This is a genomic window from Pseudomonas sp. BT-42-2, assembly GCF_025847435.2.
GTDB classification, from domain to species: domain Bacteria; phylum Pseudomonadota; class Gammaproteobacteria; order Pseudomonadales; family Pseudomonadaceae; genus Aquipseudomonas; species Aquipseudomonas urmiensis.
This window is the reverse complement of the sequence record NZ_JAOYTM010000015.1, coordinates 102,703-126,205: the sequence shown is the minus strand read 5'-3', so window position 1 is coordinate 126,205 and position 23,503 is coordinate 102,703. Positions and strand designations below refer to the sequence as shown.

General features: G+C 61.8%; 15 protein-coding genes and 1 pseudogene. 12 read left to right on the top strand and 4 right to left on the bottom strand.

Annotated features, from left to right (window positions below; genetic code table 11):
- The first annotated feature begins 113 nt into the window (after positions 1-113).
- The 7 genes from OIU19_RS19010 to OIU19_RS18980 all read left to right on the top strand — a co-directional run bounded on the left by OIU19_RS19010 (position 114) and on the right by OIU19_RS18980 (position 6,987).
- Entirely contained in the window at positions 114-1,034 is a 921-nt protein-coding gene (locus OIU19_RS19010) for a glutamate/aspartate ABC transporter substrate-binding protein (RefSeq protein WP_186556196.1), read from the top strand.
- 145 nt (positions 1,035-1,179) lie between these two features.
- On the top strand, positions 1,180-1,926 hold the full coding sequence (locus OIU19_RS19005) for an amino acid ABC transporter permease (RefSeq protein ID WP_186556195.1): 747 nt from the start codon (positions 1,180-1,182) through the stop codon (positions 1,924-1,926).
- A complete protein-coding gene (locus OIU19_RS19000) occupies positions 1,926-2,597 on the top strand; it encodes an amino acid ABC transporter permease (RefSeq protein ID WP_264236392.1) in 672 nt (223 codons plus the stop codon). Before OIU19_RS19005 ends, OIU19_RS19000 begins: the two co-directional genes overlap by 1 nt.
- A complete protein-coding gene (locus OIU19_RS18995) occupies positions 2,594-3,328 on the top strand; it encodes an amino acid ABC transporter ATP-binding protein (protein WP_119138855.1) in 735 nt (244 codons plus the stop codon). Before OIU19_RS19000 ends, OIU19_RS18995 begins: the two co-directional genes overlap by 4 nt.
- 68 nt (positions 3,329-3,396) lie before the next feature.
- On the top strand, positions 3,397-5,301 hold the full coding sequence (locus OIU19_RS18990; RefSeq protein WP_264236322.1) for an ATP-binding protein: 1,905 nt from the start codon (positions 3,397-3,399) through the stop codon (positions 5,299-5,301).
- Positions 5,298-6,626 (top strand): sigma-54 dependent transcriptional regulator, encoded by a 1,329-nt coding sequence (locus OIU19_RS18985; RefSeq protein WP_264236321.1) that lies wholly within the window; start codon positions 5,298-5,300, stop codon positions 6,624-6,626. Before OIU19_RS18990 ends, OIU19_RS18985 begins: the two co-directional genes overlap by 4 nt.
- A gap of 25 nt (positions 6,627-6,651) precedes the next feature.
- Positions 6,652-6,987, top strand: a complete 336-nt coding sequence (locus tag OIU19_RS18980) for a GlpM family protein (protein ID WP_264236320.1) — start codon at positions 6,652-6,654, stop codon at positions 6,985-6,987.
- A 34-nt stretch (positions 6,988-7,021) separates the two neighbouring features.
- Here the strand turns inward: OIU19_RS18980 and OIU19_RS18975 are convergent, their stop codons facing one another.
- Entirely contained in the window at positions 7,022-8,017 is a 996-nt protein-coding gene (locus tag OIU19_RS18975) for an alpha/beta fold hydrolase (RefSeq protein ID WP_264236318.1), read from the bottom strand.
- 406 nt (positions 8,018-8,423) lie between these two features.
- On the opposite strand from OIU19_RS18975, the gene OIU19_RS18970 reads away from it, so the two are divergent.
- From OIU19_RS18970 to metR, 3 genes are all read left to right on the top strand, one after another.
- On the top strand, positions 8,424-8,954 hold the full coding sequence (locus tag OIU19_RS18970; protein WP_264236317.1) for a hypothetical protein: 531 nt from the start codon (positions 8,424-8,426) through the stop codon (positions 8,952-8,954).
- Positions 8,955-9,122: 168 nt separating this feature from the next.
- Positions 9,123-13,412: a dermonecrotic toxin domain-containing protein gene (locus tag OIU19_RS18965; RefSeq protein WP_264236315.1), complete on the top strand. Its 4,290-nt coding sequence runs from the start codon at positions 9,123-9,125 to the stop codon at positions 13,410-13,412.
- A 112-nt stretch (positions 13,413-13,524) separates the two neighbouring features.
- Positions 13,525-14,442 carry a transcriptional regulator MetR gene (metR, locus tag OIU19_RS18960; RefSeq protein ID WP_264236314.1) on the top strand — a complete coding sequence of 306 codons (918 nt, stop codon included), beginning with the start codon at positions 13,525-13,527 and terminating at the stop codon, positions 14,440-14,442.
- Here metR and OIU19_RS18955 read toward each other — a convergent pair.
- Complete coding sequence (locus OIU19_RS18955; RefSeq protein WP_264236313.1) at positions 14,426-14,839, bottom strand: NUDIX domain-containing protein; 414 nt, start codon at positions 14,837-14,839, stop codon at positions 14,426-14,428. The two genes, metR and OIU19_RS18955, sit on opposite strands and share 17 nt — an antisense overlap.
- 351 nt (positions 14,840-15,190) lie before the next feature.
- Between OIU19_RS18955 and OIU19_RS18950 the strand changes: the two are divergent.
- A pseudogene (locus OIU19_RS18950) lies at positions 15,191-19,467 on the top strand (DEAD/DEAH box helicase).
- A gap of 56 nt (positions 19,468-19,523) precedes the next feature.
- Here the strand turns inward: OIU19_RS18950 and OIU19_RS18945 are convergent.
- Positions 19,524-19,778, bottom strand: a complete 255-nt coding sequence (locus OIU19_RS18945; RefSeq protein WP_264236312.1) for a type B 50S ribosomal protein L31 — start codon at positions 19,776-19,778, stop codon at positions 19,524-19,526.
- A 178-nt stretch (positions 19,779-19,956) separates the two neighbouring features.
- Between OIU19_RS18945 and OIU19_RS18940 the strand changes: the two genes are divergently transcribed.
- Positions 19,957-21,576, top strand: coding sequence for an FMN-binding glutamate synthase family protein (locus tag OIU19_RS18940; RefSeq protein ID WP_264236311.1), 1,620 nt, complete (start codon positions 19,957-19,959; stop codon positions 21,574-21,576).
- 117 nt (positions 21,577-21,693) lie between these two features.
- Here the strand turns inward: OIU19_RS18940 and OIU19_RS18935 are convergent, their stop codons facing one another.
- Positions 21,694-23,112 carry an amino acid permease gene (locus OIU19_RS18935; RefSeq protein ID WP_186556184.1) on the bottom strand — a complete coding sequence of 473 codons (1,419 nt, stop codon included), beginning with the start codon at positions 23,110-23,112 and terminating at the stop codon, positions 21,694-21,696.
- Positions 23,113-23,503 lie beyond the last annotated feature (391 nt).

The window sequence follows — 23,503 nt, the reverse complement described above, 5'->3', positions numbered from 1 at the left end:
ACGACTCATGCTCTACACTTGGAAGCCGAATGCACCGCTTCATGCTGTATTCGTTGAACGAAAGAGTCCGCCAACGGCTCCATAAAAAAAACAAACACGTCGAGGAAAATTTGATGCGTATCGTTCGTCAATTGCTGGGCGCCGCCATCGCGGCCGCTGTGATCGCTTCGCCGGCCATGGCTGAAGAGCTGACCGGCACCCTGAAGAAGATCAAGGATTCGGGCACCATCACCCTGGGGCACCGTGACTCCTCCATTCCATTTTCCTACCTGGCAGGCAAGCCGGAACCCGTGGGCTACTCCCACGACATCCAGCTGGCCATCGTCGAGCACCTGAAAAAGCAACTCGACGCTCCTAACCTCAAGGCCCGCTACAACCTGGTCACCTCGCAGACCCGTATCCCACTGGTACAAAACGGCACTGTCGACGTCGAGTGCGGCTCGACCACCAACAACGTCGAACGCCAGCAGCAAGTCGGCTTCTCGGTCGGCATCTTCGAAGTCGGTACCCGCCTGCTGACCAAGGTCAAGGACGGTCAACCGGCCTACAAAGACTTCCCCGACCTGGCTGGCAAGAACGTGGTGACCACCGCTGGTACCACCTCCGAGCGTATCCTCAAGGCGATGAACGCCGACAAGCAGATGAAGATGAACGTGATCTCGGCAAAAGACCACGGCGAAGCCTTCAACATGCTCGAAAGCGGCCGCGCCGTAGCCTTCATGATGGACGACGCCCTGCTCGCCGGCGAAATGGCCAAGGCGCGCAAGCCTGCCGACTGGGTCATCACCGGTACTCCACAGTCCTACGAAATCTACGGCTGCATGGTGCGCAAGGGTGACGACGCGTTCAAGAAAGCCGTCGATGAAGCCATCGTTGCACTGTACAAGTCGGGCGAGATCAACAAGATCTACGACAAGTGGTTCTCTCAGCCAATCCCGCCAAAAGGCCTGAACCTGCAGTTCCCGATGAGTGACGAGCTCAAGGAACTGATCGCCAACCCGACCGACAAAGCGGCGGACGAGAAGAAGTCCTGAGTCGCAAATAGTGGCCTGGCGCTCAACATGCGCATGAATTAACCCTGCAGGCCACTCGTTAGTGTCTAACCTTTCATCCGAGGGCGCTCGCCGCCCTTGGATGTTCGAAGGTGCCCGTGAAACAACCGTCTGAGGGGAAATCCCGATGAATTACAACTGGGACTGGGGCGTATTCTTCAAGTCCACCGGCGTGGGTAGCGAAACCTACCTGGACTGGTACATCACCGGTCTAGGCTGGACCATCGCCATTGCCATCACCGCCTGGATCATCGCCTTGCTGCTGGGCTCGCTGCTCGGCGTGATGCGTACCGTGCCAAACCGCCTGGTGTCAGGGATTGCCACCGCCTACGTCGAGCTGTTCCGTAACGTACCGCTGCTGGTGCAGCTGTTCATCTGGTACTTCCTGGTACCGGACCTGCTTCCAGAAGGCCTGCAGGAATGGTTCAAGCAAGACCTCAACCCGACCACCTCGGCGCTGATCAGCGTGGTCATTTGCCTGGGCCTGTTCACCGCTGCGCGGGTCTGCGAACAGGTGCGTACCGGGATCCAGGCACTGCCCCGCGGCCAAGAAGCCGCCGCCCGGGCGATGGGCTTCAGCCTGGCGCAGATCTACAACAACGTGCTGCTGCCGCAAGCCTACCGGATCATCATTCCGCCGCTTACCTCGGAATTCTTGAACGTGTTCAAGAACTCTTCGGTGGCCTCGCTGATTGGCCTGATGGAGCTGCTGGCGCAGACCAAGCAAACCGCCGAGTTCTCCGCCAACCTGTTCGAGGCGTTCACCCTGGCTACCCTGATCTACTTCACCCTGAACATGGGCCTGATGCTGCTGATGCGCATGGTCGAGAAGAAAGTCTCGGTGCCCGGCCTGATCTCCGTGGGGGGTAAATGATGGAAATGGATTTCAGTGAAATCATCCCTGCCCTGCCGGCCCTCTGGGAAGGCATGGTCATGACCCTCAAGCTGATGGTCATGGGCGTGGTTGGCGGTATCGCCCTGGGCACCATCCTGGCGCTGATGCGCCTGTCGTCGAACAAACTGATGTCCAATCTCGCCGGCGCCTACGTCAACTACTTCCGCTCGATCCCGCTGCTGTTGGTGATCACCTGGTTCTACCTGGCAGTGCCGTTCGTGCTGCGCTGGATCACCGGCGAAGACACCCCGGTGGGCGCCTTCACCTCGTGCGTGGTGGCATTTATGATGTTCGAGGCCGCCTACTTCTGCGAAATCGTCCGTGCTGGCGTGCAGTCGATCTCCAAGGGCCAGATGGGCGCCGCCCAAGCCCTGGGCATGAACTACAGCCAGACCATGCGCCTGATCATCCTGCCGCAGGCGTTTCGCAAGATGACCCCACTGCTGCTGCAGCAGAGCATCATCCTGTTCCAGGACACCTCGCTGGTGTACACCGTGGGCCTGGTCGACTTCCTCAACTCGGCACGCTCGAACGGCGACATCATTGGCCGCTCGCATGAGTTCCTGATCTTCGCCGGTGTCGTCTACTTCCTCATCAGCTTCTCCGCTTCATGGCTGGTCAAGCGCCTGCAAAAAAGGATCACCGTATGATTTCCATCAAGAACGTCAACAAGTGGTACGGCGACTTCCAGGTGCTCACCGACTGCACCACCGATGTCAAAAAGGGTGAAGTGGTGGTGGTCTGCGGCCCATCCGGCTCGGGTAAATCCACCCTGATCAAGTGCGTCAACGCCCTGGAGCCGTTCCAGAAAGGCGACATCGTGGTCGACGGCACGTCGATCTCCGACCCCAAGACCAACCTGCCCAAGCTGCGCTCGCGGGTCGGCATGGTGTTCCAGCACTTCGAGCTGTTCCCACACCTGACCATCACCGAGAACCTGACCATCGCGCAGATCAAGGTGCTCGGTCGCAGCAAGGAAGAAGCCACCAAGAAAGGCCTGGCATTGCTTGAGCGAGTCGGCCTGTCGGCGCACGCGCACAAGCACCCTGGCCAGCTCTCCGGCGGCCAACAGCAACGTGTGGCGATCGCCCGCGCGCTGTCGATGGACCCGATCGTCATGCTGTTCGACGAACCGACCTCGGCGCTGGACCCGGAAATGGTCAGTGAAGTGCTCGATGTGATGGTGCAACTGGCCCACGAAGGCATGACCATGATGTGCGTGACCCACGAAATGGGCTTTGCCCGCAAGGTCGCCAACCGGGTGATCTTCATGGACAAGGGCAACATCATCGAAGACTGCACCAAGGAAGAGTTCTTCGGCGACCAGACGGCCCGCGACCAACGCACCCAGCACTTCCTCAGCAAGATCCTGCAACACTAAGTCGGCCACGGCAGCGGCTGTCCGGTCCCCACCGGGCAGCCGATGCTGGTCGTGACAAGGCCACTGTGATGAAATGCGACCCCTCGCTCCTGCGCCCTGCCCAACCCGCCGTGAAATCCCGCCTGATCCGTCAATTGCTGCTGCCCCCCTTGATCGTCCTGCTGATGGTCGGCCTGGGCCTGCTTGGCTATCTGGTCAGCGAGAGCAATGGCGTGCGCGCGTTGAGCGAGAATGGCGAGCGCCAGCTGGAGCTGCACGCGCGCACGGTCGAGAGTGAAATCAGCAAGTACACCTACCTGCCCAGCCTGCTGGAGCTCGAAGACAGCGTCTCGCACTTGCTGACCGACACCGACGGCGGCTCCCGCCAGACCGTCAACGAATACTTGGAAGGCTTGAACCGCCGCAGTCGCAGCCGGGCGATCTTCGTCCTCGACACCAGCGGCCGGGTACAAGCCACCAGCAACTGGCGCGATGCCGACTCGTTCCTCGGCGAAGACCTGTCGTTTCGTGCCTATTTCCAGGATGCCGTGCGCGGCGAGCCTGGACGCTTCTACGGCATCGGCAGTACCACCGGCGAAGCCGGCTATTACCTGGCCCACGGCCTGGAAGAACACGGCAAGATCATTGGCGTAGCGGTGATCAAGGTGCGCCTGGACACCCTTGAAGAGCGCTGGCAACGTGCGCGGCTGGAAGCTTTCGTCAGCGACGAGAACGGCATCATCATCCTCTCCAGCGACCCGGCCAGACGCCTCAAGTCGGTACGCCCGCTGACCCCGCAGACCAAAGAACGCCTGGCCCGTAGCCTGCAATACTATTGGTGGCCACTGAACGAGTTGCAGCCCCTGGCCCGGGAAACCCTGGCCGATGGCGTCGAGAAGCTGACTTTCCCGGCAAACAGCGAAACCGCCCAAGGCAAGCCCCATGAAGTGTCCTACCTGGCGCAGACTCGGCGCCTGGCCGACACCCCCTGGCATTTCACCCTGTTGACGCCGCTGCAGGACCTGCGCCGCGAGTCGATGGTCCAGGGCATCCTGGTCGGGGTGGCCTTCGCCCTGCTGGCGATCCTGGCGATTGCCTGGAACGAACGACGCAAAGTCATCGCCACGCGGTTGGCCGCACGTGAAGCGCTGGAAGAAGCCAACAGCCATCTGGAGCGCAAGATCGCCGAACGCACCGCCGACCTACGCGCCAGCAACGAGCGTCTTAAGGGCCAGATCCGCGAACGCCGGCATGCCGAGCAGACCCTGCGCCACGCCCAGGACGAACTGGTCCAGGCCGGCAAGTTGGCGGCCATCGGCCAGATGTCGACCAGCATTGCCCATGAGCTGAACCAACCGCTGGCGGCGCTGCGCACCTTGTCCGGCAACACCGTGCGTTTTCTGGAGCGCGGCGCGCTGGAAACGGCCAGCACCAACCTGCGCACCATGAACGACCTGATCGACCGCATGGGCCGCATCACCGCCAGCCTGCGTTCGTTCGCCCGCCGCGGCGACGACAGCGGCCAAGCCTCGCTGAGCAAAGCGATCGACGCCAGCCTGCAAGTGCTGGGCAATCGCATCGCCGGTTGCCACCTGCAACTGCACAGCCAGTATGATGACCAGCAGTTGGCCATCGATCAGACCCGCCTGGAGCAGATCCTGGTCAACCTGATTGGCAACGCCCTGGACGCCATGGCCACTCAGCCGCACCCCCAGCTGTGGTTGGAGGGCGAGCTGCAGGGCGACAAGTATCGCCTGCGCGTGCGCGACAATGGCCACGGCATCGATGCCGAGGCGCGCAAGCACCTGTTCGAACCTTTCTTCACCACCAAACCGGGCGAGCATGGCCTGGGCCTGGGCCTGACCTTGTCGGCGAGCCTGGCCGCCGCCGCCAAAGGCTCTCTGAGCGTCGAACACCCCGCCACTGGCGGTACCGCGTTCGTCCTCTCCCTGCCCTTGGTCAACGCCCCTAGCGAAACGGCTGAGCATTCATGAACCAAGCGCCTTTAACTGTACTGATCGTCGAAGACGACCCGCATGTACTGCTCGGCTGCCAACAGGCATTGGCCCTGGAAGACATCGCCTGCGAAGGCGTCGGCAGTGCCGAACAGGCCTTGGAACGCATTGGCGATGACTTTGCCGGCATCGTCGTCAGCGATATCCGCCTACCGGGCATCGATGGCCTGGAGCTGCTCAGCCGCCTCAAGGCGCGCGACCGCAGCCTGCCGGTGGTGCTGATTACTGGCCACGGCGATATCGACATGGCCGTTGGCGCCATGCGCAACGGCGCCTACGACTTCATGGAAAAACCCTTCTCGCCAGAACGCCTGGTCGAAGTGGTGCGCCGCGCCCTGGAGCAACGTGGCCTGGCCCGCGAGGTGTTTTCGCTGCGCCGCCAGTTGGCCGGCCAAAGCACCCTGGAAGGGCGCATCATCGGCCGCTCACCGTCCATGCAAAACCTGCGCGAACTGATCGCCAACGTCGCCGATACCTCGGCCAACGTGTTGATCGAAGGCGAGACCGGTACCGGCAAAGAACTGGTAGCCCGCTGCCTGCACGACTTCAGTCGGCGCCAGGGCCAGCCGTTCGTAGCGCTGAACTGCGGCGGCCTGCCTGAGAACCTGTTCGAAAGCGAGATCTTCGGCCACGAAGCCAACGCCTTTACCGGCGCCGGCAAGCGCCGCATCGGCAAGATCGAGCACGCCAACGGCGGCACGTTGTTCCTCGATGAAGTCGAGAGCATGCCGCTGAACCTGCAAATCAAACTGCTGCGCGTGCTACAGGAACGCACCTTGGAGCGGCTTGGCTCGAACCAGAGCATCCCGGTCGACTGCCGGGTGATCGCCGCGACCAAGTCCGACCTCGACGCCATGGGTCAGAGCGGCCAGTTCCGCAGCGACCTGTATTACCGCCTGAACGTGGTGACCCTGGAGCTACCGCCCCTGCGCGAGCGTCGGGAAGATATCCTGCAGCTGTTCGAACACTTCTTGCAGCAATCGGCCCTGCGCTTTGACCGCGAAGCGCCGGAGCTGGACAGTCAGACCCTGTCGCGGCTGATGGCCCACGACTGGCCGGGCAACGTGCGTGAGCTGCGTAACGTCGCCGAGCGCTATGCCCTGGGCTTGCCGGCGTTCAAGAAATCCGGCACCAGTGGCGCCAGCCAGGGCCTGGGCTTTGCCGAGGCGGTCGAGGCGTTCGAGCGCAACCTGCTCAGCGATGCCTTGCAGCGCAGCGGCGGCAACCTCAGCCAGGCCAGCCTGGAGCTGGGCATGGCCAAGACCACGCTGTTCGACAAAGTGAAAAAATACGGCCTCGGCTGAACTCGATCTCAACCTGGATGACATTGTGGATCTGCTATTCAAAGCCGCCTTGGGCGCGGGCGTGGTGGTACTGCTGGCGATACTGTCGAAGACGCGCAACTACTACATTGCCGGGCTGGTGCCGCTGTTCCCCACCTTCGCCCTGATTGCGCACTACATCGTTGGCAAGGGGCGCTCGCTAGAGGATCTGAAGACCACCATCTTGTTTGGCATGTGGTCGATCATTCCGTATTTCGTGTATCTGGCGACGTTGTATGTGCTGGTCGATCGGATGCGCTTGGAAGCGTCGTTGGCGCTGGCCACGGTTGCCTGGTTGGTGGCCGCGACAGTGCTGGTCAGCCTTTGGGTGCGTTTCCACTGAGATTGTCTGGGACCGCTTTGCGGCCCTCGACAATCTACAGCCGGGCCAAATGGGTCAGATCTTCGCGATGCGCCTTCAGGTAAGGCAATACCGCCCCCAACAGCGGCGCCTTGAACTGCTCCTGAAACCGATGGGCCAACCCCGGTATCAAGCGCAGTTGACTGCCCTGGATATGCGCCGCCAGATGCACCCCATGCATCACCGGCAGCAACGGATCAGCCGTGCCATGCACCACCAGCGTCGGCACCCGCAACTGATTCAACAGCTCGACCCGGCTCGGCTCGGCCAGAATCGCCATGATCTGGCGCTTGGCCCCTTCTGGATTGAACGCCCGGTCATAGGCCAAAGCCGCTTGCTGCAACAGCACCGCCCGATCATCGCGCACCTGCGGGCTCCCCAGCGCAGCCAACAGATCAGCCTGCTGCTCGATCGCCACTTCACGACTCGGCGCACTGCGCCGCGCCAGCAACTGCACCAATGCCGGGCTCGGCGCGGGTAATCCGGCAGCGCCAGAGCTGGACATGACTAAGGTCAAACTGCGCACCCGCTCTGGGGCCATCGCCGCCAGGTGCTGGGCGATCATGCCGCCCATACTCACCCCCAGCACATGAAACTGCTCGACCTGCAACGTATCCATCAGACGCAGGCCATCGCCGGCCATATCGGTCAGGGTGTAAGGCGCCGACACCGACAAGCCGAATTTGTAGCGCAACAGCTCGACCGTCAGATTGGCCGAGGGCGGTAGCTGGTTCCAGCGCGACAGCCCGACATCGCGGTTGTCGTAGCGAATCACCCGAAAACCCTGCATGCACAGCGCTTGGACCACATCGTCGGGCCAGTGAATGAGCTGTCCGCCCAAGCCCATGACCAGTAGCAACACCGGATCGCTAGGCTTGCCAACGCTTTGATAGACCAAGCTGACCTGGCCAAGCTCGGCCCGCTGTACCGGTACCTGAGCGTCGCAACGCTGGGCGGCGAAAGCACCCGGCACACTGAACAGGAAAAATAAAAACAGCAGAAAAGCCCGCATGAAATAAACACCAGAATGCAGATCCCCAGTAGAGCGCGAGTCTGATGAAAATTGTTCAATCGCGCTGCCACAGTTCAGTGACAGTTTGATGAACCTCGCCCAACGGTCTTTCGGATAACTATCTACCTCCCTGGTCTGCATCGCGGCTTTTCTAATGCTCAGGCCAATTTCGGCTTAGGCGCACTCATGGATACCCTCGATGACCGACACTCTTCCCTCAGTTATCGCCTCACCTTTCATCGCGGCCCAGCCGCTACCCCTAACCCGCACGACGCTGCAAGCAAAAGCCACTTGCCACAAAGCACGAGACATTTGCCACGCGCTGCTCAAGCAAGCTCCACGGCTCAGTTTGATCATTCGCTCGCTGCTTGACGCTAAACCTGCAACTGATCCGAACGAACTGACAATGGCGGACATGAATCTGCCAGACACCCTGCGCCAACGCTGGCAGACTTACTGGCAGGGCCGCGCGCAGGGCACGCCCTTGAGCCGTCAACAACATGCACAGCAATACTATGACATTTACTTTCACGCCGCGCTGAGCCTGGCTTGGGCTGACACACAGATCAATGAGGCTCAGCTACGGCCAGTCAGCGGCTTGCAGAACGATCCTGAATGGAAAATGCTCGACGGCAAACCCATTACCATCGAAAGCCCCTCCGGCGCCTCTGGGGCCCTGGTATTCACGGTCCAGGGTGAAGCGCCACAGCTGCTCTACCTGCCTGGACGTGCAGCAGCCTTTAGCAGCCATGCCACACGCCAAGACCTGGAAAACCAACTGCCCGACCACACAGGCAGCATCACCTATCGAGTGCTGGATGATGTAGCCCAGGGCTTTAGCGTTTTGCTCGATAACTATCTGCAAGCCGCACTCGACAACCTAGAAAACGCCAGCGCAGATAACCCTGGCAACCTCGCCTCGGTGGCCCTCAGCTAGGCGCTAGCGTGGGAAACGGCACATCCTAACCCGCAGCTGTTTTTCACTGAGCCAAGCCCTGCCCTCGCGCAAACTAACGAACACCCAGCGCAGTTGTCGCTGTTTGACCTAGGTGGCCTGGGCCCGGAAAGTTCAGACACAGCCGCGTCGGCCCAAGTTGCCAGGCAGATGCAGTTGATCGACGAATTGAGCGACAGCGACGCAAAAAAACTTGAGTCGCTGCAAAAGTCCTTACAAGAACAACAGGAAAACGCCAGGCAAGCCACGCAGACGCTGTTGCACTCGCCCCGTTGGCACTCGGCCGCCGCCAACCTGCAAACCAACCCGGCATTGCTCCAGGCCCATCGCCAAGGACTGCAAGTTCACGCGCAAATCCAGCAGCTGCTCGGGCAAATCAGTAGTGCGCAACTTAGCGCTGTGCAATCCATTCTCGATCTGGGCGGGGATTTTCCTGCCAGCGACAGCAATGTGCGCGCGGCCTATCCACTGCTAAAACAGCAAGCTCATGGTGAATTCGCTGACAGCGCCGGTGAACAGCACCTGCGCGAAGTACTACTGGTAACCGACGCAGCGACCTTGAGCGCTGCAGCAGACGGTCCGATATTGCTGTACTGGCCAGGAGAACACGGCGGGCTTATGCATTGCCCGAACCGCTTGGCCCTTGCCAGCTGCCTGGGCCTGAGTGAAGCGCATCAGTCGCTGGAGCTGCTGCAGATCAACGGTGATGTGCTGGCGCAGACCCTCAACGCCACGCTCAGCCATATGCGCACGCTCACGCAGCAGGTACAAAATGAGCAGGGTCTGGAAGCCTTAGCCGCGCAGCTTCCGCGCCTGCAGGAAACACTCGAACAACGCTTGCAGATACCTCGCCATGCCGCACGCGAAGCGGCGCTTCGCCTTGTCCAGGAGCAAGATCAGGTGGTGAGCATGGCTGCGGCGCAGGCAACCCGCTTCACTCGACTGTCACCGACTACTTGCCAGGCGCTGAGCCGTCTGATGCCCGAATACATACACGCAGTAACCTGCAGCGAAGCGTTACTGACCAAGGATCTACAGGAGTGCCAGGCTTTTGCCCGGCCGCTGATCAGGCAACGCCTGAAACGCGACTTTCCACTCTATGACGACAGCGACATAGGCCTGAACCTGCCACGTAGCGTCGATCTGGTCACGGATATTGTCACTGGCGGCACACCAGGCACGGTGACCCGAAAAGTCTACAGACCCAGCCGTGAACGAGAAACGATCAGCCTTGTTACCTTGCTGTTGGAAAACATCGACGAGAACATGCTGAGGCGGCTAAACCATTTGCGCCTGGATTTAGCCTCCGACGATACTGCCCTGAAATCGATGCTAACGGCGGGACTTGATGCCAAGTACCTGCAAACCCTGGTCAAGGAGCTAGACCTAGCCAACGCCTATGAACAGCAGATCCTTGCTGCCTACAAAGGTCTAGACGACAGCCCTTTGCAGGCCGAGTATCGACGCGAATGCTTGACTATGCCGGTGCAGTTGATGCTGCGTATGCAGGGCCTGCTGTTGCACGGAAAAGGCGTATTGGATGATCAAGGCTTGGCCATCCTGCAGATCGCCATCCAGGCCGACAGCCGTTCGGCCTATCAAGCGAACGGCTATGACATCCGCCTGCTGTCGGCGACACTGACCTCAGGCGGCGCCGACACCGATTTTGGTCCAACCACCTTGTCCGGCGTCATGTTCATCGAAGACCGTCGCTCAGGCGTTACGCTGTTGTATCTGCCTGAGCATGCGAGCCACCCGTTGGCTCAGCATGCAAGCCTGGAGGCGGCCAGGCTCAGTCTCTACGAACGCAGTCGCGAAGAAACGCAAAGCCACTACTTGGCCGGCAGGGCGCTGCACGGTGACCTTCAGGCGCATATGTCGCGCATCCGTCAGGCTCATCTGCATGATTTCTCAGGTGTGATCGGCGTGGGCGCGCAATGGCCTGCGACCACTTCACTGGCCGAGCATCTGCTTAATGCACAGATGGGCCGTGCGATCGTGGCTCATCGGGCCAGTACCCGCTCCAACGACCAACTCTGGATGGAGAATTTCACCCATCAAAGCAACATGGTCTTTACCTATCTAAAGCTTGCGATAGGTCTATTGCCACTGTTCGGCACAGCCATTGGCATCTACGACTTGTTCGAATCGGCAGCGCGTGCGGTCAACGCGTTTACCCAAAGCAAGATTATCGAGGGGCTCGAAGCGCTCAACGATGTATTTCTCGCGGTGATCGACACGGCGATGGATGTGGCCACTGGAATCGGCGTCAATCTGCTGACCGTGCGCCAACTCACGCGCCAGCGTCAGCTTCGTACCCTGCGCAGCATGAAATCTGCGCAACTGCGCATGGATGCCCGCGCACTCTCACGAGTCAAGCGCTTCGCTGGCTATGAATATCAACAAGCCCTCTCCATGAACGGGGTGTCCGCCGGGGCGCACGGACGCTATCGGGGCATTTATCGACATCCCGAAGGCGACTTCATCCAGATCGAACAGCAGTTCTACCAGGTGCAATGGGACGCTGCCGCGCACACCTGGCGTCTGCAGGGCACAATCCACAAAGGCTGGAAACGAGCAATCAGCTTGGATGAGTACGGACACTGGGATACCCACTTCGCTCTGCATGGCGTTCATCTGCTCGGTGCAGGCGCAGGTGGCGGCCAGGTTATTGGGCGCCTGGCCGAGCAGCTAGATCCCTTCTGGCCAGCAGCCATACGCGAGCAACTGCCGCGTTTTCTGGTCGACCAGCACTACCGGCGACAACGCAGGGTAACGTCCAAAGCCTTTGCCGATGAGATCAGCTTGATCGCTTCTATCGAGCGCAGTAATGCGCTAGCGCAGCGCAATGCGCCGGGCACGGAGTTGCAGGCGAGCTTCCTCGACGACATCACGCGGGGCAAGCAAACTTACCAATCCTGGGACGAAGTGCTGCAGATCAGCGCTCGCAGGAACCAGCAAACACCGATGACGCAGAAAGCGCGTGCCGCTAAGCTGATCTGCGAGCGCCTGCTCAACTTGATCGAACTGCTGGCTAATCGAGGTCGCGGCCGCCTCATCGAGATGGCGCACCTGCAGATGCGCGTGCTAGGTGTGGATGGATTTGCCGAGCAACTACCCTTGCTGCGGCAATGGCGACAGAAAGCGATTGAGCACCTGAAAGAGCGCGACGAGATTTTCCAGGGCATGGAAGATTTGACTACTTGGTTCCAACGAGCCGAGCGTGACCCTCAGCTACACGCCTCCTACCAGCGCTACCAGCAGCATTTGAACGGCGAGTTCAAAGCCTACTTCGACACCCTGCACCTGATGCCTGCGACCTTGCGCCATAACAATTCCTCAGTGGTGGCCGAATTTCTTGTGCAGCGGCTCGCAGAGTTCGAAGAAGAAATTCACCGAACGCGCGTTACCGTCATGGACCTGCGCGAGGTGCAGGTCAATGCCGCGCAAAGACGCCTGATCTATGAACAGGCGCGCAGCGTTTACAGTCAGTACCAGCGACGGCTGCAAAGCACTTATGCCAGTTTTCCAGAGCTGTTCGATGAATCCTACCTCACGCGCCTGTACAGCAATCTCGATACCCTGATCACCATGTCAGACACTCAGCTCAGGCGCCTGCCGCAGCGCCAGCGTCTGGGCGGGGCGCCCTCGCGTAGCCCCAGGTTGTTCCTGGACACGGATGGTCATTGGCTGGTCGGCGATTATCAGCCAGCCACTACGAATCGGCCTGCCCAGATGGTCATGCATAAGGATGATGGCTCGGTGCTCAAGCGCTACGAGGCCGATGGTGAGCGCTGGCGTCAACGGGCAGCCGACAGGCCCACGCGAGCACATGAATTGCGCGACCTTAAACAAGTCGCCAACCAAGCCATGGCTCACCTGCCTAGCTATCGCAAACGCATTCAGACGTATCAGCGCCAAGGCATGCTGGCAGTAGACGTCGAACACATGATGGTGATCAAGGCCGATGACCTGCAACGTTATGCCGATCGTCTACAGCAACTCGACCCATCAGCCCCCGAGCCCGCCAGACTCCGCACTCAAGCCCAAGCGCTACGTGCCGAGGGGCGGTCCATGCGCATTGCCCAGGTCAAGCAAAGCACGCAACCCAGCGAGGGCCAATTGAGTTACCTGATCGAGCAGCGCCAGGTTGAATTGCGTCGCGCAGGCCAGCGGCAGATGCTCAGCGCGCGCGATTATCTTCAGGAATACCAGATCGTCGACCTCGCCAGCCATGACCCTGCGGTACTTTGGTATGCACACTTCCACTACCGTAGCGCCGATACCCCATTCGATAAGTTCAGCGCAGCGCATCTCAAGCGCGCCGAGGACCGCTTCCTCGGCCCGCAATGGCAGGCAGCTCAGGCCGAACCCAGCAACATCTGGCGCGGGCCGCTATCACGCAGCATAGCCAACCAGCACTTCGCCTCACTCGCCTAGCAAGCACTTGGCAGGGCCTGCCCTGCCTTGCCAAGTGATCGACAGACATCGCAACTTGAGCCAAACTCAACGACTTTCCCATCCGCTGCAATATCGCTCATGAGAAGTCGTTGTGCTTGAGATCCGCCACCTGAAAACCCTGCATGCCCTGCGCGAGGTCGATAGCCTGGTCGAGGCCGCCGAACGCCTGCACCTGACGCAATCGGCGCTGTCCCACCAGTTCAAGGAACTCGAAGAGCGCCTTGGCCTGCCCATCTTCGTGCGCAAGACCAAGCCGATCCGCTTCACCAGTGCCGGCCTGCGCCTGCTGCAACTGGCCGACGCCACCTTGCCGCTGCTGCGTAGCGCCGAACGCGACATCGCCCGTCTGGCCGGTGGCACTGCTGGTCGTCTGCACATGGCGATTGAATGCCATAGCTGTTTCCAATGGCTGATGCCGACCATCGACCAGTTCCGCGATGCCTGGCCGGAAGTCGAGCTGGACCTGGCTTCAGGCTTTGCCTTCGCGCCACTGCCAGCGTTGGCCCGCGGCGATCTGGACCTGGTGGTGACCTCCGACCCGCTGGACCTGTCGGGTATCACCTACGTGCCGCTGTTCACCTACGAGGCGATGCTGGCGGTGGCCAATCAACACGCCTTGGCCAGCAAACCCTACATCGTGCCGCAGGACCTGCTCGACCAGACGTTGATCACCTACCCGGTCGAGCGCGACCGCCTGGATATCTTCACCCGTTTCCTGGAGCCGGCCGACATCGAGCCGGCGGCGGTACGCACCTCGGAGCTGACCGTGATGATGATGCAGTTGGTCGCCAGTGGCCGGGGCGTGTGCGGCATGCCGCACTGGGCGCTGCATGAGTACAGCTCGCGCGGCTATGTGAAGGGCAAGCGTTTGGGGGAGAAAGGCCTGTTTGCCACGCTTTACGCGGCGGTGCGCACCGACATGCTCGATGCGCCGTACATGCGCGACTTTTTGCTGACGGCTAAAGACACTTCGTTCGCCACCCTCGATGGGGTCAGCGCGGTACGTTGAGGCCCTGTCGGTAGAGCGGCAGGATCAGGTCGCGGGTCAGCGGCGCCAGCTCGAACGTTGGCGTCTGCTCGGCTGCCAGCCATAGCACTTCTTCGATTTCCGCAGCCGGGGCCACAGCCTCGGCGCTGTGTACGCGAAACAGTTCGGCCTGCACCTCAAAGCCTGGCTCGTTGGCCGCTGGGGCGCTGAATAGGCCCAGGTACTCGGCGTGTTCGGGGTCGATGCGCAGACCGAGTTCTTCATGGAGTTCGCGCACCAGGGCTTGCTGTGGGGTTTCCCCGGCATCGATCTTGCCGCCAGGTTGCATGAAGGCCTGGGTGCCGCGTTTGCGCACCAGCAGGGTGCGGCCCTGGGGGTCGATCAGCAGGGCGGCGGCGATGCGGATGATGTTGGTCATGGAAGGGCTCGCAGGCTAAGACAGCGGCCGAGGATAACTGATCTGGGGTGTCTGTAGCGGCCCTATCGCGGGGCAAGCCCGCTCCCACGCCAGTCGATTATGGTGGTGGTCATGGAAGGGGGGCGCAGGCTAAGACAGCGACCAAAGATTACTGATCTGGGGTGGCTGTAGTGGCCCTATCGCGGGGCGAGCCCGCTCCCACGCCAGTCTGTGAGGGTGTCGGTCGGGTGGAAGCGGCTCCCAGGTGGGCAAAATCGACTGGCGTGGGAGCGGGCTTGCCCCGCGATAGCGTTGTTACAGGCAGACGAACGGCCCCTTGCCAACCCGCGCCATGCCCTGCATAACCAATGCATGAACCTCCCTGCCCTGCATCACCCGGTCCTGGATCTGTTCCACCCCGCCGTTGGCCGCTGGTTCCGCCAGCGCTTCGCCACGGTCACCGACGCCCAGGCGCGTGCCTGGCCGCTGATTCACAGTGGCCAATCGATACTGCTCGCCGCCCCCACCGGTTCGGGCAAGACCTTGAGCGCCTTTCTCGCGGTACTCGATGAGCTGTTTCGCCAAGGCCTGGAGCACGGCGGTGAACTGCCTGGGCAAACCCAGGTGGTGTATGTCTCACCGCTCAAGGCACTGTCCAACGACATTCGCCTCAACCTGCAGGTCCCCCTCGAGGGCATCAGCCAGGCCCTCGAAGCCCAGGGCCTGAAGGCGCCGCGGATCACCACGGCGGTGCGCACCGGCGATACTCCGCAAAAAGACCGCGCGGCCATGCGCAAACTGGCGCCGCACATCCTGGTGACCACCCCGGAATCGCTCTACGTGCTGCTCGGCTCGGGGTCCGGCCGTGCCGGCCTTGCGCAGGTGCACACGGTGATCGTCGATGAGATTCATGCGGTGGCCGGGAACAAGCGCGGCTGTCACCTGGCGTTGACCTTGGAGCGCCTGCAAGCCCTGTGTGGCCGGCCGCTGCGGCGTATCGGCCTGTCGGCCACGCAACGCCCGTAGAGCGCGTGGCGCAGTTTCTGGTCGGCCATCAACGGCCCTGCGCCATCATCGATGTCGGCCATGCGCGCCAGCGTGATCTGGCCATCGAAGTACCGCCGGTGCCGCTAGGGGCGGTAATGGCTACCGATGTGTGGAACCTGGTCTACGACCGCCTCGCCGTACTGGCCCGCGAACACCGCACCACGCTGATCTTCGTCAACACCCGGCGCCTGGCTGAGCGCCTGACCCGTCATCTGGGCGAGCGCCTGGGCAATGCGCGGGTCGCCGCTCACCACGGCAGCCTGGCCAAGGAACACCGGCTGATTGCCGAGCAACGGCTGAAGGCCGGCGAGCTGCAAGTACTGGTCGCCACGGCGTCGCTGGAACTGGGCATCGACATCGGCGAGGTCGAGTTGGTCTGCCAGATCGCCTCGCCCGGCTCGATCGCGGGCTTCTTGCAGCGGGTCGGACGCTCAGGGCACCAAGTCGATGGCGTACCCAAGGGTCGGCTGTTCCCGACCTCTCGCGATGACTTGATCGAATGCGTGGCCTTGCTCGATTGCGTGCGCCGGGGTGAACTCGATGAGTTGCACACACCCAAGGCGCCGCTGGATGTGGTGGCCCAGCAGATCGTTGCCGAAGTCAGTAACCAGCCGTGGTCCGAACAGGCCTTGTTCGACTGCCTACGCCAGGCCCAACCTTTTGCCGAGCTGGACCTGCGCCATTACCAGTCACTGCTGCGCCTGCTGGCCGAGGGCTACAACGGCCGCCAGGGCGTGCGCGCCGCCTATGTCCACCGCGATGCGGTCAGCGGCATGTTGCGCGGGCGCCGGGGCAGCCAGCTGACCGCGCTGACCAGCGGCGGCACCATCCCGGAAACTGCTGACTATGCCGTGCTGCTCGAACCCCAGGCGTTGAACATCGGCAGCGTCAACGAAGACTTCGCAGTCGAAAGCATCGCCGGCGATATCTTCCAGCTGGGCAACGCGTCGTACCGCATCCTGCGCGTCGAGCCCGGCCGGGTCAGGGTCGAGGACGCCCATGGGCTGCCGCCGACCATTCCGTTCTGGCTCGGCGAGGCGCCTGGGCGCAGCGACGAGCTATCGACCGCAGTTGCCCGGCTGCAAGCCCGTATCGATGAGCAGCTGCAACTCAGCGGCGGCCAACCTGAGCCGGTCCGCCAGTGGCTGCAGGACAGCTATGAACTGCACCAGGACACCGCCACCCAACTGCTCGATTATCTCCAGCGTACCTGGCAGGTGCTCGGCGCCCTGCCCTCGCAGCAGACGCTGGTGATGGAGCGTTTCTTCGACGAGTCTGGCGGTACCCAGCTGATCATCCACTCACCCTATGGCAGCCGGATCAACCGCGCCTGGGGGCTGGCCCTGCGCAAGCGTTTCTGCCGCACCTTCAATTTCGAGCTGCAAGCTGCGGCGAGCGAAGACGCGATCGTACTCTCGCTGTCGACCAGCCACAGTTTCGAGCTCGACGAAGTGTGGCGCTACCTGTCGAGCAAGAGCGCCGAGCCGATCCTGATCCAGGCCGTGCTCGACGCCCCGCTGTTTGGCGTGCGCTGGCGCTGGAACGCCGCGGTAGCCCTGGCCCTGCCGCGTTTCGTCGGCGGGCGCAAGGTGGCGCCGCAGATCCAGCGAATGAAGAGCGAGGACCTGGTGGCAGCCGTGTTCCCTGACCAGATCGCCTGCCTGGAAAACATCGCCGGCGAACGGCAGATCCCCGATCACCCGCTGGTCGAACAGACCCTCGATGATTGCCTGCACGAAGCGATGGACAGCGAGGGCTGGCTGGCCCTGCTCAGGCGCATGGAAAATGGCCAAGTGCACCTGCTCAGCCGTGACTTGCCGGCGCCATCGCCCTTGGCGGCGGCCATTCTCAATGCGCGTCCCTACGCCTTTCTCGATGATGCCCCGCTCGAAGAGCGGCGCACCCAGGCGGTGCTCAATCGGCGCTGGAACGAGGTGCACAGCAGCGACGAGCTTGGCGCACTGGATGCCGAGGCGATTGCCGCAGTGCAGGATGAAGCCTGGCCGCAACCGACCGGCAGCGACGAGATGCATGAGGCACTGATGAGCCTGGGCGCCATCAGCCAGGCTGAAGTTGAAGGTAACCCTGGTTGGCAGGCACTGCTGCGCACCTTGGCCAAGGCCGGACGCAGCACCTGCCTGCATACGCCCGGCCAGCCACTGTGGCTGGCCCGCGAGCGCTTGAACCTGTTCACGGCGCTGTATCCGGGTGCTCGGCTTGAACCCTCTGTGGACCTGCTTGCTGGGTTCGACCAAGCCATAGATCCCGATACCGCACTCACCGAACTGCTGCGCGCCCGCCTCAGCGGCTTTGGCCCTCTGACGCTCTCGCAGATCGCCGCCCCGCTGGGCTTGGCGGAGTCGGACATCGAGCAGGCCCTGGCACGCCTGGAGCAGCAAGGCTATGTGTTGCGCGGTCACTTCAGCCCAACCAGCCAGGCGCTGCAATGGTGTGAGCGCCACCTGCTGGCGCGAATTCATCGCTATACCGTCAAACGTCTGCGCCGAGAGATCGAGCCGGTCAGCCTGCAGGACTTCATGCGCTTTCTGTTCGATTGGCAGCACCTGGCCAGCCAGGATCGCTTGCGCGGGCCTGAGGCGATCAGTGAAGTGCTGGGGCAGTTGCAAGGATTCCCGAGTGCTGCCGGTGCCTGGGAGGCGGACCTGCTGCCAGCGCGGATCAAGGACTACAGCCCACATTGGCTGGACGATGCCTGTCGTAGCGGGCAGTGGGCGTGGAGCCGGCTGGCGGCGACGGCGTCGAGCAGTACCCTGTCGAGCACGCCACTGGTGCTGCTGCCGCGTGAGCACTTGGGGCTGTGGCGCAGCTTGGCCAGCGCGCCTGAGGTGAGTGAGCTGGGGCCACGTGCGCAGCGGGTGCATGAGGCGTTGCACAGCAACGGGGCGTTGTTCTTCGATGAATTGAGCCACGAGGCCCACCTGCTGCCGAGCAAGTTGGAGTCCGCCTTGCAGGAACTGGTTGGCTCGGGTCTGGTCGGCGCCGATAGCTTTACCGGCTTGCGCAGCCTGATCACACCCGCCGCCAAGCGCTCATCGCGCATTAGCCGCCGTGGCCATCCGCCGATGTCCAGCAGCATGGCCCACGCCGGACGCTGGGCATTGCTCAGGCGCAATAGCGCCGAGCCCGATCACGATCAACGCCTGGAGCACATTGCCCGGGCGCTGTTGCGCCGCTATGGGGTGATCTGCTGGCGCTTGCTGGAGCGCGAAAGCGATGCGCTGCCGCCGTGGCGAGAGTTGCTGCGCTGTTATCACCGGCTGGAAGCGCGCGGCGAGATTCGTGGCGGGCGCTTCATCGCGGGGTTGGCGGGGGAACAGTTTGCCTTGCCCGACGCGGTCGGGCTGCTGCGCCAGATCAGGCGGCGGGCGCTGGATGGCGAGCTGGTGATGGTCAGTGCCAGTGATCCGCTGAATTTGATTGGCACATTATTGCCTGGGAACAAGGTGCCTGCGGTGAGTGGCAATCGGCTGCTCTATCGCGATGGCCTGCCGGTGGCTGCGCGGGTGGCGGGCAAGTATGTGTTTTTGCTTGAGGCGCCTGCCGAGCAGGAGGCCTGGCGGCTGAAGTTGCTGCGTGGCTGAGGGCCTCATCGCGGCGCCCCGACTTGCCCCGCGATAGGGCCCTCGGCCATTGTCGACTAGCGCGCAGTGAACCCAGCAAAGCGCTTGTTGAACCCAGCCACTCGCCCTTCGACGGTGGTCTTGCGCTGCTGGCCGGTATACACCGGATGCGAAACGCTCGACACATCCAGGGCCACGTACGGATAGCGCTGGCCATCACTGTGCTGGTGGGTACGATCAGTATCAACGGTTGAGCCGATCAGGAAATACACGTCGGCAGCGGTGTCATGAAACAGCACTGGACGATAGGCTGGGTGGATATCAGGCTTCATGGCAAATGACCTCAATCGCTAAGTGATACTTTATAACATACTAAAGGCGAATGATTTTTGATACTGCAATTTTCATTTTTTCCGCTGCCGGCAAGGCTGGCCATTGGCTTGGTTAAAGGGCTATGGTCGGGGTTTGACCCAGGCCCTGAGCCTGACCGAGCCATCGCAAGGATTACGTATGAGCCTGTCACTTCTCAGTCGCTATGCCTTCTTCGCCGGGTGTGTGCTGTTCACCCTGGCCAGTCTGCCGCTGCTGCATCATGAATGGCTGTGGCCGTTCACCCTGACCACCGCCGTCCTCAGCTTGATCGGCCTGTTCGACCTGCTGCAAAAGCGCCATGCGGTGCGCCGCAACTACCCGATCCTGGGCAATATCCGTTACCTGGTCGAAGCCATTCGCCCGGAGATCCGCCAGTACCTGCTGGAGGCCGACAGCGATGCCCTGCCCTTCTCCCGCGCCCAGCGCTCGCTGGTCTATGCCCGCGCGAAAAACGAGGCATCGGACAAACCGTTCGGCACCCTGATCGATGTCTACGAGTCGGGCTTTGAATTCATCGGCCATTCCATGCGCCCGGCGCCGCTGGCCGACCCTGCCAGTTTCCGGGTGATCATTGGTGGCCCGCAATGTCGCCAGCCTTATTCAGCGTCGATCTTCAACATCTCGGCGATGAGCTTCGGCTCGCTCAGCGCCAATGCCATTCGTGCCCTCAACCAAGGCGCCAAACTGGGCAACTTCGCCCATGACACCGGCGAGGGCAGCATCAGCCCTTATCACCGCGAGCACGGCGGCGACCTGACATGGGAGCTGGGCAGTGGCTACTTCGGTTGTCGTACTGCCGATGGGCGCTTCGACCCCGAGCGCTTCGCCGAACAGGCGCGCAATCCACAAGTGCGGATGATCGAGATCAAGATGAGCCAGGGTGCCAAGCCCGGCCACGGCGGCATCTTGCCCAAGCACAAGGTGACCCAGGAGATTGCCGAGACGCGCGGCATCCTGATGGGCGAGGACTGCATCTCGCCGTCACGCCACAGCGCCTTCTCCACCCCGATCGAGATGATGCAGTTCATTGCCCAACTGCGTAAGTTGTCCGGCGGCAAGCCGGTCGGCTTCAAGTTCTGCCTGGGCCATCCGTGGGAGTTCATGGGCATCGCCAAGGCCATGCTGGAGACCGGCATCCTGCCCGACTTCATCGTCGTCGATGGCAAGGAAGGTGGCACCGGCGCGGCGCCAGTGGAGTTCACCGACCATATCGGCGTACCGTTGCGCGAAGGCCTGCTGTTCGTGCACAACACGCTGGTTGGCTTGAACCTGCGCGACAAGATCAAGCTCGGTGCCAGCGGCAAGATCGTCAGTGCTTTCGATATCGCCAGCGTATTGGCGATTGGTGCCGACTGGGCCAACTCGGCGCGCGGCTTCATGTTCGCCATTGGCTGCATCCAGTCGCAGAGCTGCCACACCAACAAATGCCCGACCGGGGTGGCCACGCAAGACGCCTTGCGCCAACGGGCGCTGGTGGTGCCGGACAAAGCCAACCGGGTGCTCAACTTCCATCACAACACCCTGCGCGCCTTGGCCGAAATGCTCGCTGCCGCAGGCCTGGATCATCCTGCGCAACTGGAGGCCAAGCACCTGGTGCGGCGCATTTCGGCGACCGAGATCAAGTTGTTCTCGCAGATGCATGTGTTCCTCAAACCGGGCGAGTTGCTTACCGGTGAGGTCAATGGTCAGTTCTATTCGCGTATGTGGCAGCTGGCCAGGGCGGACAGCTTCGAGCCGCACAGTGAGGTAGCGGCTTAGGGAGTTTGGGGCCGCTTTGCGGCCCATCGCAGCCAAGGCAGCTCCTACAGGATGCACTTCTTTGTAGGAGCTGCCTTGGCTGCGATGGGCTGCAGAGCAGCCCCAAAATTGTTTACCTCAAGAAGCGGTACTCACCACCCCTTGTACCTCTTTGGGCGCCAGACGGAACGCGTAGTACAACCCCGTCAGCAACACCAGGAACGCCGGGCCAATGTACAAGGCCACGCGAGTCTCCTCGAAGTACGCCATCAAGCCCACCACCAGCACCAGGAACGCCAGCGCCAGGTACGAGCTCAGCGGCCACAGCCACATGCGGTACTTAAGCGCCTTGCGCTCAGCGCTGCTAAGGCCTGCGCGGAACTTGAGCTGGGCCAACAGAATCATCACCCAGGTCCAGATCGCACCGAAGGTGGCGATCGAAGTCACCCAGACGAAGACTTTCTCCGGCACCAGGTAGTTGGCCAACACGCCCAACAGCAAGGCGGCAATCGACAGCAGCAGCGCATTGCGCGGCACGCCATTTTTCGAGGTACGGGCGAAGGTCGCCGGCGCCTGGCCGTTCTGTGCCAGGCTGTAGAGCATGCGCCCGGTGCTGAAGATACCGCCGTTGCACGACGACAGCGCGGCAGTGATCACCACGAAGTTGATGATGCCAGCCGCAGTCTTGATGCCCAGCCGCTCGAAGGTCATCACGAACGGGCTCCCCTGGCTGCCGATTTCGTTCCACGGGTAGATCGACAGGATCACGAACAGCGCGCCGACGTAGAACAGCAGAATGCGCCAGAACACCGAGCCGATCGCTTGGGGGATGGTCTTCTGTGGGTTGCGTGCTTCACCTGCTGTGAGGCCGATCATCTCCACACCCAGGTAGGCGAACATGACCATCTGCAGCGACATCAGCACACCGGTCACGCCATTGGGCATGAAGCCGCCGTTGCTCCACAGGTTGGAGATGCCCATGGCCACGCCGTCATTGCCCAGGCCAAAGGCGATGATGCCGATGCCGCCGAGGACCATGGCAATGATGGTGACGATCTTGATCAGGGCGAACCAGAACTCGAACTCACCAAAGGCCTTGACCGCGATCAGGTTGATCGCTCCCATGCTGCCCAGCGCCGCCAGGGCCCAGATCCAGCGCGGCACATCGGGGAACCAGATGCCCATGTAGATGGCCACCGCCGTGATCTCGGCAACGCAGGTCACCAGCCACAGGAACCAGTAGTTCCAGCCGGTCAGAAAGCCCGCCAGGGGGCCGAGGTAGTCTTGGGCGTAGCGGCTGAAGGAGCCAGCGACCGGATTGTGCACGGCCATTTCGCCGAGCGCGCGCATGATCACCAGGATCGCAAGGCCGCCAATGATGTAGGAAATCATGATGGCCGGACCGGCCATTTCGATAGCTTTGGCCGATCCGAGGAACAGGCCGACACCGATACAGGCGCCGAGGGCCATCAGACGGATGTGCCGTTCGCCCAGTTCACGCTTGAGTGGGCCGCCTTGAGCGGTCTCACCATGGGCAGGGTGGTTGCCGACTGGCATAGCAATACAACCTCATTTTGTTATTGGATATGACCTTCGTGCAGCACCAGCCTCACCGATGAGCGGGGCGTCGTCTTGCCGGGCCAACCTCGTGGGTTGATCCGTCCACCCGCACCAGAGGCGCGGGCAGGGCGAAGGGGTCGAGCAGTATAGGAAGCCAACTGTAGGGCTTTTCACTATATAAACAGGGAAATTTGGCGAGAATTCTCGGCAAATTTCCCCTTTACCTAGTGTGTTTTTGCCGCTGCTGCAGTGCTCATCGCAGCAGCCCCAAAATGGTGCAGCCACCCTAACAACTTCCACGCAAATTGGAAGCCGCACCAAAGCCTTATATTCCCACCGCAGATTCGGCCACTTCTTACAAAATTTTCACCAATTCCGGCCAACGTCT

Coding starts and splice junctions, on each gene's coding strand:
- OIU19_RS19010 (WP_186556196.1), top strand. CDS start 114: ATGCGTATCGTTCGTCAATTGCTGGGCGCCGCCATCGCGGCCGCTGTG.
- OIU19_RS19005 (WP_186556195.1), top strand. CDS start 1,180: ATGAATTACAACTGGGACTGGGGCGTATTCTTCAAGTCCACCGGCGTG.
- OIU19_RS19000 (WP_264236392.1), top strand. CDS start 1,926: ATGGAAATGGATTTCAGTGAAATCATCCCTGCCCTGCCGGCCCTCTGG.
- OIU19_RS18995 (WP_119138855.1), top strand. CDS start 2,594: ATGATTTCCATCAAGAACGTCAACAAGTGGTACGGCGACTTCCAGGTG.
- OIU19_RS18990 (WP_264236322.1), top strand. CDS start 3,397: ATGAAATGCGACCCCTCGCTCCTGCGCCCTGCCCAACCCGCCGTGAAA.
- OIU19_RS18985 (WP_264236321.1), top strand. CDS start 5,298: ATGAACCAAGCGCCTTTAACTGTACTGATCGTCGAAGACGACCCGCAT.
- OIU19_RS18975 (WP_264236318.1), bottom strand. CDS start 8,017: ATGCGGGCTTTTCTGCTGTTTTTATTTTTCCTGTTCAGTGTGCCGGGT.
- OIU19_RS18970 (WP_264236317.1), top strand. CDS start 8,424: ATGGCGGACATGAATCTGCCAGACACCCTGCGCCAACGCTGGCAGACT.
- OIU19_RS18965 (WP_264236315.1), top strand. CDS start 9,123: ATGCAGTTGATCGACGAATTGAGCGACAGCGACGCAAAAAAACTTGAG.
- OIU19_RS18955 (WP_264236313.1), bottom strand. CDS start 14,839: ATGACCAACATCATCCGCATCGCCGCCGCCCTGCTGATCGACCCCCAG.
- OIU19_RS18945 (WP_264236312.1), bottom strand. CDS start 19,778: ATGAAGCCTGATATCCACCCAGCCTATCGTCCAGTGCTGTTTCATGAC.
- OIU19_RS18940 (WP_264236311.1), top strand. CDS start 19,957: ATGAGCCTGTCACTTCTCAGTCGCTATGCCTTCTTCGCCGGGTGTGTG.
- OIU19_RS18935 (WP_186556184.1), bottom strand. CDS start 23,112: ATGCCAGTCGGCAACCACCCTGCCCATGGTGAGACCGCTCAAGGCGGC.